The organism is Lentibacillus populi (assembly GCA_014642895.1).
GTDB lineage: Bacteria > Bacillota > Bacilli > Bacillales > Amphibacillaceae > Lentibacillus_C > Lentibacillus_C populi.
The window spans coordinates 91,508-105,289 of the sequence record BMJD01000010.1 but is presented as its reverse complement, the minus strand read 5'-3'; the positions used below and the strand labels follow the sequence as shown (position 1 = coordinate 105,289).

Here is a 13,782-nt window from a genome sequence, read left to right as displayed (position 1 = left end):
GCACCAATGGCGTATGAAAAAATGTATCTAAGGTAAGATAGCTTTATAGAAAAACGTACTAGCCTCTCTGTTAAAAGAAGGGGCGTTCTTTCCCCTTATTTTAACAGAGAGGGAAGCAAGCGGAGCGCGGTAGGAATTTAAAAAATTCACCATTTCTAGTGTCCAATTTCTTGACATAGATCCAATTTCCTTTAATATTCAGTTCTGCCTGTATCTCTTCACTAACTGTTACTAAAAACCCCACGATATTCGTCAAATTCCCTATCGATTGTATCTGATTTCCAAGCTTATCTAAAGAGGGATACTGTTCACTGTCTGCAACCAAAGCGTTACCTGTTGCTTGCAAAACATTCCCCCATAAATCAAGATGAGCAAGTAAATCTTGATCATTCACTAAGGACGGGGTATTTGCCACCGCGGAAACCGTTGTGCCTATTGCCTGTATCCAGGTTCCATAAAGCACTTTTAATCGATCATTCAACGCAACCTCCACCTGTTAATTGATTTATTCTATCCTATTTCATTAAAGAAGTATTGTTTCCGCTACAGACTAATGATGTAGAAATTTTCTATTTTCAGGTTTGAAATGTCCTCGAAGAAGGATATTAAACAAAATGACAAAAAACAGTTTAAGCAACGAGAATACATTTTCCGTAGTAAAAAGACAGCAGAAGAACTAAGCAAAAGCATTACCATTAGAATATAAATCATGATAAACTTATTTAAGGGTTAGCTGATAATTTATTTCAAAAGCATTAAAGATATTCAGCATTTATTATTTGATCATTTTAATAACCTTTTTACAGAGATTTTTCATAGAATTGAGGTGTGCTACGATGCCAAGAAAGGGAACAATGATTGAGCGTAAGATTTTTAGCCGTTATTTAGACGAGGAAATGACATTAAAAATCTACCAGCCGGAAAACTTTTCACCGCTTTATAAATATCATATTTGTATTATGCAGGATGGAAATGATTATTTTCAATTAGGCCGGGTGGCAACACTTAGTGACAGGCTTCATGAAAGTCAGGAAATAACAGATACGATTTTTGTTGGGATCCATTATAAGGATAAATTTGACCGCAAAGAAAAATATCATCCAAGCGGCAAACAGCATCAGTCCTATATGAAATTTCTAGTTCAAGAAGTTGTGCCATATTTAGATGATCTCCTCCCGACATACCATATGGGACAATCACGTACGTTAATGGGGGATTCGCTTGCAGGAACGCTAGCATTAATGACCGCAATTACCTATCCTAATACATTCAGTAATGTCATTATGCAGTCACCATATGTCGATGAAACGGTAATGAATGCGGTGAAGAACGCTAAAGATATTTTCTCACTGGATATCTACCACACAATTGGCATCGGGGAGACGGAAGTAGATACAACAGATGGTTCCAAACAGGATTTTCTTACCCCGAATCGGGAATTGAACAGACTGTTAGCTGAAAAAGGTATAAGTTATCTGTATTATGAACTGGATGGCCCCCACACATGGAAGCCATGGCAGAAGGATCTAAAACGCGCGCTTGTCTCCATGTTTGACGAATAATCACACCGCTTACGGTTTGATTAAAACATAAGCCACATATCATACCAACGAATCGTCAAAAATTTTTCGAAAAATTTCTTTTCCATTTTATGCTGTTTTTTGTTATAATAAAGAGTAAATCATAAAATACAGGGTAAATGTATCACGTATTAATGGATTAAATATGAACAGGAGGTTTTACGATGAAATACGGTATTGTTGTTTTTCCATCCAAGCCTATCCAAGATGAAGTTAACTCATATCGGAAGCGTTACGACCCACATTATGCGCTAATTCCACCACATCTTACATTGAAGGAAGCATTTGAAGCTGATAATGATGAGCTGGAGACGTTAATAACCGAGCTAAAAATGATTGCAAACGAAACAGAGCCTTTTAAAATTAATATCAACAAGGTAAGTACATTTGCTCCTGTTACAAACACTATTTATTTAAAAGTTGAGCCGATTCAGGAATTGATTGATTTACACGAAAAAATGCAAAGCGGCAAATTCCCGAAAAATGAAGAATATTCCTTTGTTCCACACATTACGATTGCGCAGAAGCTGAAACACGATGAATATTCCGATATATTTGGCAGTCTGAAAATGAAATCCTTTCAAATCGAGGATACCGTTGATCGCTTCCAGTTATTGTATCAATTGGATAACGGTTCTTGGACTGTTTATGAATCTTTCGTTTTTGGGAAGGAATACGTTTGATGATCAAAAAGGCAAACAGTGATCAGGAAATAAAGCAGGCTTTCCAAGTGCGCACCACTGTTTTTGTTGATGAACAACATGTGCCGCCAGAGGAAGAACTCGATCATTTCGACAAAGAAGCAGTCCACTTTATTGTTATTCAGAATGACAGCCCAATCGCCGCAAGCAGGCTTCGTTTTGCCGGTGACTACGGAAAACTGGAACGCATTTGTGTTTTAAAAGAGCAGCGCGGTAAGTCATATGGTGCACAGCTCATTCAAGCCATGGAAACGGAGACTGCGAAAAAAGGTTATCGAAAAGCAAAATTAAATGCGCAAACACATGCGGAAAATTTTTATAAACGGCTAGGTTATGAAACAGTATCAGGGGAATTCCTCGATGCCGGTATCCCGCATGTTACGATGATAAAGCAACTATAAAATGACAGCCACCATATTGGCGGCTGTCATTTTTAGTTTTTTAATGCTGTGGACAGATCAGAGAATAATTTATAAGAGATGTCTTGGGCGGGTTCTATTGTTATGCTACAGATTACTTCTGTTGTTCAGCAATTCCACAGTAGTCTCCCCTTCATTCGGATTGCCATGCAAGATATCTCCAGTCACAGAACGAAACTTCCTGTCCTAATTGTTTCCAACAATGTATATCCCCTCCACTTCCGGCAATGCTAATTTGTGAATGTGTAAAGGGGGCTTTCAAATGAGTAGTTTTATGCCAATGTTTTTGGAAACGCTTTTTGGTTTTTTTGCTTTGTTTGCTTTGACAAAGATTCTTGGTAAGACACAAATCTCACAATTAACCGCTTTTGATTTCATTGCATCACTCGTTCTCGGTGAGCTTGTCGGAAATGCCTTATTTGACCCTGACACAGGGATTAAGGATATTGCTTTTGTTGTCGTATTGTGGGGTGTGTTATTATACGCGACAGAGATTATTACACAAAAATTCAAAAGAACCCGTGCCATGCTCGAAGGCAGCCCAGCCCTCGTCATACACAAAGGAAACCTGATCAGGGAAGTAATGAAAAAGAATAAACTCGATATAAATCAGCTCCAGCATTTACTACGAGCCAAAAATGCCTTTTCATTACAGGAAGTGGAGTATGCGATATTAGAAACAGATGGCAGTCTCTCAGTAATGAAGAAAGCCGAATTTCAAACGCCTACCAAACAGGATTTGAAGGTTTCACCAGGTGATGCCCAGCTTGCAGTGACCTTAATTAATGATGGGGAAATTTTAGAGGATAATCTGTGTGAACAAGATCTCAGCGAAGAATGGTTAAACAAGGAACTAAGTAGACAGAACTTTCATTCCGTAAAAGATGTATTTTATGCCGAATATATTCCCGGAAAAAAATTGTTCCTTCTCCCCTATGTAAATAAAAATAGTAGAAGTGGTACTTGAGATGAACCAGTATAAATCAGTTGGACTTCTCCGACTAAGCGACTTAAGGATCTTATTTAACCCTCAAATATTAGCAAGCTAATCTTATCAGCAGTTCCCTCCTCACGATAAAACCAGGTCACTTTCTGTAAATGTATCCTGGTTTTATCATATGCTTACATTAAAATGCTTTCCTTTTCCTGTTAAATTTGCATATATTTTGTCCGCACCACAATGCTTTATTTGTTTTTCCTGTTCGACAAAGGTATCTATGATTGGTTGCTGTGATTTTTTGCGAGGGGGATCCTGATTTTGCAATTCCAAGATGATTTTATACGGATTTTCAATATAAAAGGGATCTTGTTTATCTTTCGTAATACGATTTTTATAATCGTGGTACTGATGTTGTGAAATTGGTAACACATAACCCATTCTAACCCCCCCTTGCTACTGTTTTTACATCAATTCGATGCCCTTAAGCTATTTATGTCCGATTTTTCAAATACCTTTACTTAACCATACCCGTTACATGATAACTTTATGCAAAAAATTTTAATTATCCTCCATTTTCTTTTCTAGTTCTTTAATTAACGATTCAAGATGGCCGATCCCTTTTAAAAAATCAGCATTCCACTTTTCCATGTCCTGTTCAATTCGCTCCATATTTTTTTCAGGATATTGGAACCACTTTTCATTCTTTTCCAAATGCTTCTCGATATCCCGCAGATGTCTTAGCCAGGGGATGTTCGATTTTTTAACCATGATATACATTCTCAACTCCTTTTAGCGAAATAAAAGACAGCTTTAACAGCTGCCTCTCATTGTAAGCAAGTAAGCATTATATCCAAGAAAATGGTCCCCGATTATCCCTGTCTTCACTTTCATCCGCATGTTCATGTTCGTTTTCTCGTTCGTCACCAGCCGCTTCAGCACTTTCATGTTGTTCATCCATACGCCGCCCACCAAAAAATGGATCATAACGGTGAGGACGTCGCGGCTCAATATGCACATTGTCAGCTTTAATTACCAGATCCTTCACATGGATGACTTTTTTCTTGTCAGACATTAAGATTCACTCCTTTTTACGTTTACTTCCTTAGAGGATGTTCAAAAAGTCCGGTAAAAAAGACATGCCCCTTCAAAAGGGTAGACGTGAGTTGGGCGCAAAGCCCGTTTTTAGTCGGCCATCATTTGAAGAAGTTAGTTGCCTCGTTTATCGGCGGCTGGAAACTAAGCTGTCTCAAACTAGGTATCCAGGACGTTACGACGGCAGCCGACTTCGATCCTTTTTATCCTCCTTTTGAACACACACTTATAAATTTGGTCGCTATTAGTCTATGTAGACATTTCACCATGGGTATGGACATTCGCCCCTTTCCTCGTAAAATTTTATCCTCTGCTATTCATTGGTTTTATGCCCACACCAACTAATGGAAGTGTCATACCCTATTAGGGACAATACGTCAATAACACATTAGGAAGGAGTAATAATTTATGGGTTGTTGTGGAAAAGAGTTTGATACAGGGAACTGTGTATGTGACATTCTAAAGGAAATAGCAGATGTACAAAATGATATTGTAGAGAACTGCTGTGATTCGAGCTGCGAAAGATCCATTAACGATTTACTGGGAGAGCAGGAAAATAATAACGATCTGGATACAGTACCTGTTCTTTTGTACTGTCAAGATGGTTGCAAACCATTTAAAGGCTTCGGCGCATTCAGGGGCGATAACAATGGTTCGTGTGACTTTGGCGAAGTTGTCGGCAGCTTCTACTTCCGTGTGAAAAAAGTCGACGACAATTGCTGTGCAGTTCTTGAGCTGCTGCGAGATCCAGCCGATGACGATTGCAATCCTGAAAATCCTGTTGATCAGGATACTTGTCATTTACGCGCTACCGGAATTTGCATCACCGTTGATGTAAACTGCTTCTGCCATGTAACATGCTTACCGGCAATTTCAGCATTTAACACTGTAGTATCACCTTCTCACAAATACTAATGCAGAACTTTTGGAGAAGAGGACATTTTATCCTCTTCTCCTTTCATTTTCAGTAAAGAACATATAAAATTTATAGCTGTATGGATTCTTTGACAGGAAGAGCCACGTCTGGCTCCAGCGCCCAGCGGCAACACCGAACCACACTAAATAGCAGGGCGAGAGCACTCTCGCCGCTAACCGAGCACTTCCGCCTTTGTGCTTACATACCAAGCATGCGAATTTCGATAATGTCTTCAATAGGTATACTGAATTTCCTTTTTCCCGTTCGAAGTAATATAACCTCATCCTCGCGTTCTATCATGATGCCACGGTATGATCGGTCCTCTGTTTTTACTTCACATTTTAGTTTAGGGATGTGGGACGGAATGTTAATAAAATAATCAATTTTTTCGGCAATGCTCATATCCTTGAATTTGGGTCTATTCTTATTTTCTTCCTCTCTGGCATCTTCAGTATCATTTCCCGGTTGTTCATGTACATCACTAGTTTCCGATTGAGTGTCAGTCAGTCTTTCACTTTCAGCCGTGGGTTGTGGATTTTGAAATTGCTCAAAGTTATTCCCTCGTGCAGACATTAAAGGGCTAAAATTGTTGTCACCCCGCTGTTTATTTGGTTTTGCTTTTTTTGGCGTCGTATAATTATGCTGCATGGGTGCCTCGGGCTTCTTTATTTTGGGTTGTTGAATGTAAAATAATGGGTCTCTGGCATATCTCTTTCTGACCATTGGACAATCTCTCCTTTTAAACTAATTATCAACTCATTATATGAGCCTATTTGCGTAAACGTGTTTAGGGAAATATCCCGGTGAGAGACTTCAATGCCCAGGAGGTGCTGTATTCTTTAAAACATGTTATTCGATATCAATAATCGCTTATAGTATGCAAAAAGAGTGATACCATTAGAATCACTCTTTTTAGCAAAACTCACAGCAAAAAACCCATGAATGCAGTTGCCAACCCAAAATAGATAAGAATGGAAATAAGATCATTGATCGTGGTAATAAATGGACCTGACGCTACGGCGGGATCAATTTTTAACCGATCCATTACCATTGGAATCAAGGCACCCGCGATTGTTGCAACGGTCAATGTCGCTAAAATGGAAATGCCGACAAGTAGCCCAAGAAAAATATCGCCTTTCCATAAATAGATCACAATCGTAATCACGACTCCACAACATGAACCGGTAATTAGTCCTGTACTGGCTTCTCGCATAATAAGTTTAAGCTTACCGGATTGACCGTATTCACCTGTTGCAATTCCTCTTACTGCAACTGCCAGAGCTTGTGTACCAGTGTTTCCGGACATCCCGGCAATTACCGGGATGAAGGCAGCCAAAATGGTTACTTTACTAAGTGTATCCTCAAACCGGCCAATCAAGCTGGCTGTTAGCATCCCTAAGAATAGTAAAATAATCAGCCAGGGCAACCGTTTTTTTGCAGAATGAATTGCACTTTCAGTAGGCCGATCTACATCAGATACTCCGGCAAGCTTGGAATAATCATCACTCGCTTCTTCATCCATAACATCCAAAATATCGTCGACCGTAATAATCCCGAGTAAATGCTGTTGAAAATCTACTACTGGAACCGCAAGAAAATCATAATCACGGATCATCTGGGCAACTTCTTCCTGGTCAAGAGCAACCGAAACGGACACAACCTTTTCACTCATCACTTCACCAATTAACGTATCTTCATCGGCAATGATAAGATCACGTAACGAAAGTACCCCAACTAAACGTTTATCTTCGTCTACCACGTATAAATAATAAATCGTTTCCGCATCCGGAGCTTCTTTTTTCAGGTCAAGCATCGCCTCTTTCGTTGTCTGTGTTTTGTAAAGGGCGATAAATTCCGTCGTCATAATACTTCCAGCAGTTTTTTCCTCATAATGGAGCAGCTGTTTAATCTCGCCGGCCGCCTCCTGATCCATGATCGTCAGGAAACTTGCAACTTTATCCTTTTCCAGTTCATTTAATATATCGACCGCATCATCGGTCGCCATGTCAGCGAAAACCATTGCGGCAAAACGCGGATCCATTTCACTAAAAAATGCTTCGGTATCTTCCAGTTCAATATTTTCCATGATCTCGGCGGTCTCTTCCGGAGATAAATACGTATAGATTTGCATCCGCAATTCTTTTGGCTGATCCATAAAAAATTTCCCCTGATCATACGGATGCATGTCCAAAAATTCTTCACGAAACAGATCAATTTGTTCATTTTCCAAGACCGTTGTCAAATTCCCCCATTGGCCTTCAATTTCGTTACGATTATCCATATGTATCACTTCCTTTCCGCCTATACTATATCATTATTCCCCAGGCTTTCAACTGTCATAAACACCGTTTATTATTTCACTTTTCAAAATTTGATAAGAATGCTTAAAAAAATCATGGTTTTCGTGTAAACTGTCTTAAGGAGCTTTATTTAAACAAATAAGGAAAAACAGAAAGCAAGGTATCCGAATGAACAGTCTATCGAACCGACTAAATATTGATTATACATTAATTTTCATTATCATCCTACTGGGGTGTGTAAGTTTATTTACCATATATACTATTGTGCCGTCCTTACCTGCAAGCTATGAGGGATCCAACTTTGTATTAAAACAATTTGCCTGGTATATTTGTGGTGGCGTTTTAGCAACATTTATTATGTTAATCGACTATGATCGATTTAAACAAATCACTTGGATATTATATGGGATTGGCATTGTATCGTTACTAATGTTAAAATTGCACTTTCCAGCACCACTTATTCATGAAGCAAACAACGCTACCAGTTGGTTTAAATTTCCGGGTATCGGCACCGTTCAACCGTCCGAATTTATGAAGATATTCCTTGTATTGACGCTTTCCCTTGTCACATCACAACATAATGAGAAGTATAAAGCAAGAACCATTAAAAGTGATTTGGGTCTGTTGCTAAAGATAGGGGCAATTGCTGTGCCACCCATGTTGTTAATAGCTACGGAGCCTGACTTAGGCGGCTTCCTGGTTTTGGCATTCATTACTGCAAGTATTGTGCTTGTATCTGGAATTAGCTGGCGTATCATCTTTTCGATCGTTTTCATTGTGCTTGGCGTTGTAGCTGCTGGTGTTGCTACATGGTACTTCTTCCCTGGTCCAATTGCTGACTTTCTTGAAGACTCGGTTTTTGGCCATGTATCAAGTCGGATATATGGATGGCTTGATCCGGAACAATATCCCGACTCTGGATACCAACTAATCTTAGCGATGCTTGCAATTGGATCTGGTCAGTTATTTGGTAAAGGAATAAGCAATATGGAAGTCTATGTTCCAGAGCGGCACACAGACATGATTTTCACAGCTATTTCTGAGCAATTTGGTTTTATCGGAGCAAGCCTTGTTGTTGCCCTATTCTTTATCTTGATTTATCGTTTAATTCATATCGCCTTATTAAGTAATGATAATTATGGCAGCTATCTTGTCACGGGAATGATCGGGATGTTTGGCTATCAAATTTTCCAAAATATTGGTATGTCCATCCAATTGCTTCCGGTTACTGGTTTACCTTTACCATTTCTAAGCTATGGTGGTAGTTCAACACTGGCCTACATAATGGCCATCGGTATTGTGCTTAATGTCCACTCACGGACGAGGAAGTATATGTTTGAATGATTATTCTCCAGCCACGCTGTTCTTTAAGAAATCGGCTACTTGGCCGATTTCTTTTATTTTTTCTCTTGCCCGATCGACCTGTTTCAAAATTTCTTTTTCCCGTATACTAAAACTATTCATATCAAGATAAAGGTGGGTAACTATGAAAATCGATGTTATCGGTGATGTGCATGGATGTTTGAATGAATTGCACACATTGTTTAATAAGTTAGGTTACGAAAAGCAAGATGATAGTTTTATCCATCCGGACGGGAGATTACCTGTTTTTGTCGGCGATATTACTGATCGAGGGCCACACTCGATGGATGTTATCCGGCTGGTATGTGGCATGGTTCTCGACCAAAATCGAGCAAGATATGTACCAGGAAACCATTGTAACAAGCTGTACCGGTATTTTTCAGGGAATAATGTCATGCTGAAGCATGGACTTGAGACAACGGTCGCGGAGTTTCAGGTGCTGAATGCGAAAGCACAGTCCAGCATAAAAAAGCAATTCATGACGCTCTATGAAAACGCGCCACTCTATTTGGAAATCCCGGAAGCAAATGCAATTGTTGCCCATGCAGGGATTAAGGAATCCTATATTGGGCGCTACGGGAAGAAAGTAAAAACGTTCGTTCTTTACGGCGATATTTCCGGTGAATATTATCCGGACGGGCGGCCAATCAGGAGAGACTGGGCGAGGCATTATCATGGAGATCGGTGGATTGTGTACGGACATACGCCCGTAATGGAACCGCGACTCGTTAACAAAACAGTCAATATTGATACGGGCTGTGTGTTCGGCAACGCGTTAACCGCTTTTCGCCTGCCAGAGGAAGAAACCGTAACAGTCCCATCCAGTCAGCCATTCATCGCCGAAAAATTTACACATTTTGATTAATCAGCCTGTTCATATCTTCCGGAATTGCCGAGTTGAACCGCATTACTTCCCTTGTAAATGGATGTTCAAACTCGATCTGGTAACAATGTAATGCCTGCCGGTCGATAACATTGGAAGTACCCCCATACAGATCATCTCCGACAAGCGGGTGACCGATATGGGAAAAATGAACCCGGATTTGGTGGGTTCTTCCTGTTTCGAGATTAACATCAACAAGTGAGTGTGCAGCTGTCTCCTGGATAACATGATAATGGGTAATCGCCTGTTTCCCCGTTTCCGTGACCGTCCGTTCAATAATGGATCCCTGTTTCCTGCCGATCGGTTTATTGATCGTACCCTGATTCATTGGCAGCGTTCCTTCGACAATTGCCTGATAATGCCGTTTCACTTTCCCTTCCCTTTGCAATCGGGAAAGCAGTGAATGGCTGTAGCGGTGTTTAGCAATTAGCAAAAGCCCGGACGTATCCCGGTCAAGTCGTGTTACAACATGGACTGTAAAAGGGACTCGCTGCTGCTTGTAATAGGCCAAAACACCATTGGCAATGGTACCGGATGGCTGGTTCATCGATGGAATGGTTGCGATTCCAGCAGGCTTGTCAATAACTAAAACCCCATCATCTTCATAGACAACGGAAAGTGGCATTGTTTCCGGGTACATGCCGGTTCCGATTGTTTCTGGCGGAAGCTTTAATTCAAGCTGGTCACCTGTACCTAACGGAAACCGAACAGATTGCGCCTTACCATTTACACGTATTTCTCCTCCAGCAAATTTTACCACCTTCAAAATCCGCCGGGAAACTCCTTGTACCTGCTGTAAATAATCACGGACCAGCATCCCGTTATATTCGTTCGTAATTGTCCACTTCACCCTTGTCACCTGCTGCTTTCTCTCTGTTTGTTCCACGCTTTTAGTACCAAGCATGGCCTTGACCTGTTATTTCTTCTTATCCTCGTCCGTAACAAAGGAATCTCGCACCCGATTCCAAAACGGAAATGGCCGGAATCTGGCAAACCGTACTCTCTCTTTTGCGACACGGCACTGAATCGATTTCACATTTGTATACGTTTCAGTAAAGTGATCTATCGTAATAAGAAAGCTGCGATCGACAATTGGTTTTAGCAAGCATGTATGATGCTTTGGTAAAATTAATGGAGAACCAATTGTCCGGAAAACCCGGTTATTAATCGATGCCATCTCCGTCAGCTGAATGGCTTCCAGTGACGGATGAATAATTCCGCCGCCCAATGCCTTGTTGTATGCTGTGCTTCCCGACGGGGTGGATACACATAATCCATCCCCGCGAAACGTTTCAAAATGCTCGCCCTTAATTTCCACATCAAAAACGACCGAACCATCAGCTGTTTTGATTGTTGCTTCATTTAGCGCAAGGAATCGGTCTTCTGATGCCCCGCTTTTTGCCCGGATAATCACTTCCAGCAGCGGATATTCGACGACCTGGAATGGTGTTTTGGCAATTTCAATAATTAGCTTTTCCACTTCATTTGGGACCCAGTCAGCGTAAAAACCCAAATGCCCTGTGTGGATTCCGATAAATGCGGTAGAATCGGTTCGATGTACATAGCGATGAAATGCCTCAAGCAATGTGCCGTCACCACCAACTGAGATGACCAGATCGGGCTCTTTTTTATCATAAACTAAATCAAAATCGGTTAAATATTGCTTGATTGTTGCTTTGATGCTATTTGAGCGTTCGTCCCCTTTTGATACGATAGAGAATTTCATGTGCAGTCATCCCTTTCCATTCCTAATTCCTTTTAACCTAGCTACTATTATTTACGGTGAAAGATCCGCTGCGCTTCCTGAACCTCATTTTTAATTTTCGACATTTCTTCATCCAGCTTAAACGCAGCCTCGGCGGCCCGCTTAAGTCTTGCTTTGATATCAGACGGAATTCTGCCTGCATACTTGTAATTCAATGAATGTTCATTTGTTGCCCAAAAATTCATGGCCAGGGTGCGGATTTGAATTTCCGCCAATACGATTTTTTCTCCGTGAATCGTTTCAACCGGATATTCAATAATCATATGAAACGAACGGTAGCCGCTGTCTTTTTTATGGGAAATGTAGTCCTTTTCTTCGATAATCGTTAAATCATTCCTTGATCTGATCATTTTTACGATCGTATAGATATCATCGACAAATTGGCAGACAACCCGTACCCCGGCAATATCCTGCATTTCGCGTTCAATGTTTTCAAGCTTTATCTGTTTCCGTTTTGCTTTTTCTAAAATGCTTGGAATCGGCTTCACTCTGCCACTTATAATTTCAATCGGTGAATGCCGTTTTTCATGTTCGAATTGTGCCCGCATCCCTTTTAATTTTACCTTTAATTCTTCAACAACCTGAGCATAAGGCGCAAGTATGGCTTCCCAATTCATCTGATGCACCACCTGTTATCTTTCAAAATTATAGCCCTTTATATTTTAACATATCAGCTGGCAATAGCTAATTTTTGCATATTCACCCAACATCCGCGATAATCAATAGTAACCGATCTTGAAACGATGGAGGTTTTCATGATGCAGGAAATTGAAATCGAATATAAGAACCTGTTGACTGAGCATGAGTTCAATCGGCTTTTACGCCAATACTTCTTTCCCAAAGAAGCCGTAACACAAACAAATTATTACTTTGAAACAAAAGACTCTTTATTAAAAGAAAATGGCTGTGCATTACGAGTTCGTGAAAAAAACGGCAGCTTTATTCTTACTTTAAAAGAACCGCACCCAACAGGACTTTTGGAAACACATGATGCTTTAACGGAACAGGAAGTTCAGGACTTTCTAAATGGGAAATTTATCGAAAAAGCCAATGTCACCAATCGATTAAACACTATGCATATCCCCATTCAATCTTTAGTATACTATGGTAAATTAACTACTGAAAGACGGGAAACAATATACAAAAATGCTTTACTCGTGCTTGACCACAGTATGTACAATGAAACAGCGGATTACGAATTGGAGGTTGAAGCACCATCTGAACAAATTGGAATGCAGGTTTTCATGGCCGTGTTAGAGCAAAATACGATTGAGAGACGGGACACACCGAACAAAATCGAACGCTTTTTTGCAACGTTATAAATTTTTGGTAGATATTCCAGAAAGCGTTTACAAACAGATTAATTGCCCATTTACGGTTAACGTTGCTACAATATAGCTATCATTGCAACAGGAAAGTGAGAAACTCATGGAGCAAACCGGAACCATATTTGAAGCTATCGGCGGCTTCGATACAATAGATCGATTAGTAACAGCCTTTTATAAACGCGTTGGGAAGCATCCAAAATTAGTACCAATTTTCCCGGAGGATCTAACCGAAACAGCTAGAAAGCAACGATTGTTTCTTACACAATTTTTCGGTGGACCGAAACTTTATTCCGAAGAACGTGGCAATCCTATGATGAGGCGGCGTCATTTACCATTTGCAATAACACCATCACGGAAAGATGCATGGCTGGAATGCATGCACGCTGCACTGGAGGAAGCGGAAATTGCCGAACCATATCGGACAGCGATTTTTGAGAAATTAACCATGACGGCACACCATATGATGAACACACCGGAATAACAGAAAGGAGAATCG

18 protein-coding genes are annotated in these 13,782 nt (G+C 40.3%); 9 read left to right on the top strand and 9 right to left on the bottom strand.

Annotation, left to right across the window (positions count from 1 at the left end):
- Positions 1-100 precede the first annotated feature (100 nt).
- The gene (locus tag IEX12_RS08740) at positions 101-481 is read right to left on the bottom strand and encodes a DUF6944 family repetitive protein (RefSeq protein ID WP_188724955.1); all 381 of its coding nucleotides are present in this window, start codon (positions 479-481) and stop codon (positions 101-103) included.
- 355 nt (positions 482-836) lie between these two features.
- On the opposite strand from IEX12_RS08740, the gene IEX12_RS08735 reads away from it, so the two are divergent.
- From IEX12_RS08735 to IEX12_RS08720, 4 genes are all read left to right on the top strand, one after another.
- Entirely contained in the window at positions 837-1,562 is a 726-nt protein-coding gene (locus IEX12_RS08735) for an alpha/beta hydrolase (protein ID WP_155555207.1), read from the top strand.
- Between the two features lie 182 nt (positions 1,563-1,744).
- Positions 1,745-2,263, top strand: coding sequence for a YjcG family protein (locus tag IEX12_RS08730; RefSeq protein ID WP_155555208.1), 519 nt, complete (start codon positions 1,745-1,747; stop codon positions 2,261-2,263).
- Entirely contained in the window at positions 2,263-2,682 is a 420-nt protein-coding gene (locus tag IEX12_RS08725) for a GNAT family N-acetyltransferase (RefSeq protein WP_308777558.1), read from the top strand. Before IEX12_RS08730 ends, IEX12_RS08725 begins: the two co-directional genes overlap by 1 nt.
- Positions 2,683-2,962: 280 nt before the next feature.
- Positions 2,963-3,667, top strand: a complete 705-nt coding sequence (locus IEX12_RS08720; RefSeq protein WP_088049790.1) for a DUF421 domain-containing protein — start codon at positions 2,963-2,965, stop codon at positions 3,665-3,667.
- A 147-nt stretch (positions 3,668-3,814) separates the two neighbouring features.
- Here the strand turns inward: IEX12_RS08720 and IEX12_RS08715 are convergent, their stop codons facing one another.
- From IEX12_RS08715 to IEX12_RS08705, 3 genes are all read right to left on the bottom strand, one after another.
- Entirely contained in the window at positions 3,815-4,078 is a 264-nt protein-coding gene (locus IEX12_RS08715) for a hypothetical protein (RefSeq protein ID WP_088049789.1), read from the bottom strand.
- A gap of 120 nt (positions 4,079-4,198) precedes the next feature.
- Positions 4,199-4,408, bottom strand: coding sequence for a hypothetical protein (locus IEX12_RS08710; protein ID WP_088050960.1), 210 nt, complete (start codon positions 4,406-4,408; stop codon positions 4,199-4,201).
- 76 nt (positions 4,409-4,484) lie between these two features.
- A complete protein-coding gene (locus IEX12_RS08705; protein ID WP_088049788.1) occupies positions 4,485-4,712 on the bottom strand; it encodes a hypothetical protein in 228 nt (75 codons plus the stop codon).
- A gap of 428 nt (positions 4,713-5,140) precedes the next feature.
- Here IEX12_RS08705 and IEX12_RS08700 point away from each other — a divergent pair, with 428 nt between their 5' ends.
- Entirely contained in the window at positions 5,141-5,647 is a 507-nt protein-coding gene (locus IEX12_RS08700; protein WP_088049787.1) for a CotY/CotZ family spore coat protein, read from the top strand.
- A 199-nt stretch (positions 5,648-5,846) separates the two neighbouring features.
- Here the strand turns inward: IEX12_RS08700 and IEX12_RS08695 are convergent, their stop codons facing one another.
- Together IEX12_RS08695 and mgtE are read right to left on the bottom strand one after the other, a co-directional pair.
- Positions 5,847-6,371 (bottom strand): CotO family spore coat protein, encoded by a 525-nt coding sequence (locus tag IEX12_RS08695; RefSeq protein WP_088049786.1) that lies wholly within the window; start codon positions 6,369-6,371, stop codon positions 5,847-5,849.
- Between the two features lie 199 nt (positions 6,372-6,570).
- Entirely contained in the window at positions 6,571-7,929 is a 1,359-nt protein-coding gene (mgtE, locus tag IEX12_RS08690) for a magnesium transporter (RefSeq protein WP_188724954.1), read from the bottom strand.
- A 187-nt stretch (positions 7,930-8,116) separates the two neighbouring features.
- Between mgtE and IEX12_RS08685 the strand changes: the two genes are divergently transcribed.
- Both IEX12_RS08685 and prpE read left to right on the top strand, forming a co-directional pair.
- A complete protein-coding gene (locus tag IEX12_RS08685) occupies positions 8,117-9,292 on the top strand; it encodes an FtsW/RodA/SpoVE family cell cycle protein (RefSeq protein ID WP_088049784.1) in 1,176 nt (391 codons plus the stop codon).
- 142 nt (positions 9,293-9,434) lie between these two features.
- On the top strand, positions 9,435-10,175 hold the full coding sequence (gene prpE, locus IEX12_RS08680; protein ID WP_102415497.1) for a bis(5'-nucleosyl)-tetraphosphatase PrpE: 741 nt from the start codon (positions 9,435-9,437) through the stop codon (positions 10,173-10,175).
- On the opposite strand, the gene IEX12_RS08675 is transcribed toward prpE, so the two are convergent.
- Genes IEX12_RS08675 through yjbM form a run of 3 tightly spaced genes read right to left on the bottom strand, consistent with a single transcriptional unit; the run spans position 10,159 to position 12,575 of the window.
- Positions 10,159-11,052 (bottom strand): RluA family pseudouridine synthase, encoded by an 894-nt coding sequence (locus IEX12_RS08675; protein WP_286171040.1) that lies wholly within the window; start codon positions 11,050-11,052, stop codon positions 10,159-10,161. The two genes, prpE and IEX12_RS08675, sit on opposite strands and share 17 nt — an antisense overlap.
- Before the next feature lie 57 nt (positions 11,053-11,109).
- Positions 11,110-11,919 (bottom strand): NAD kinase, encoded by an 810-nt coding sequence (locus tag IEX12_RS08670; RefSeq protein ID WP_088049782.1) that lies wholly within the window; start codon positions 11,917-11,919, stop codon positions 11,110-11,112.
- Positions 11,920-11,966: 47 nt separating this feature from the next.
- Positions 11,967-12,575 carry a GTP diphosphokinase gene (yjbM, locus tag IEX12_RS08665; RefSeq protein WP_088049781.1) on the bottom strand — a complete coding sequence of 203 codons (609 nt, stop codon included), beginning with the start codon at positions 12,573-12,575 and terminating at the stop codon, positions 11,967-11,969.
- Positions 12,576-12,716: 141 nt separating this feature from the next.
- Here yjbM and IEX12_RS08660 point away from each other — a divergent pair, with 141 nt between their 5' ends.
- The gene (locus IEX12_RS08660; RefSeq protein ID WP_308777550.1) at positions 12,717-13,280 is read left to right on the top strand and encodes a CYTH domain-containing protein; all 564 of its coding nucleotides are present in this window, start codon (positions 12,717-12,719) and stop codon (positions 13,278-13,280) included.
- 106 nt (positions 13,281-13,386) lie between these two features.
- Positions 13,387-13,767 (top strand): globin domain-containing protein, encoded by a 381-nt coding sequence (locus IEX12_RS08655; protein WP_088049778.1) that lies wholly within the window; start codon positions 13,387-13,389, stop codon positions 13,765-13,767.
- The last annotated feature ends 15 nt before the right edge of the window (positions 13,768-13,782 follow it).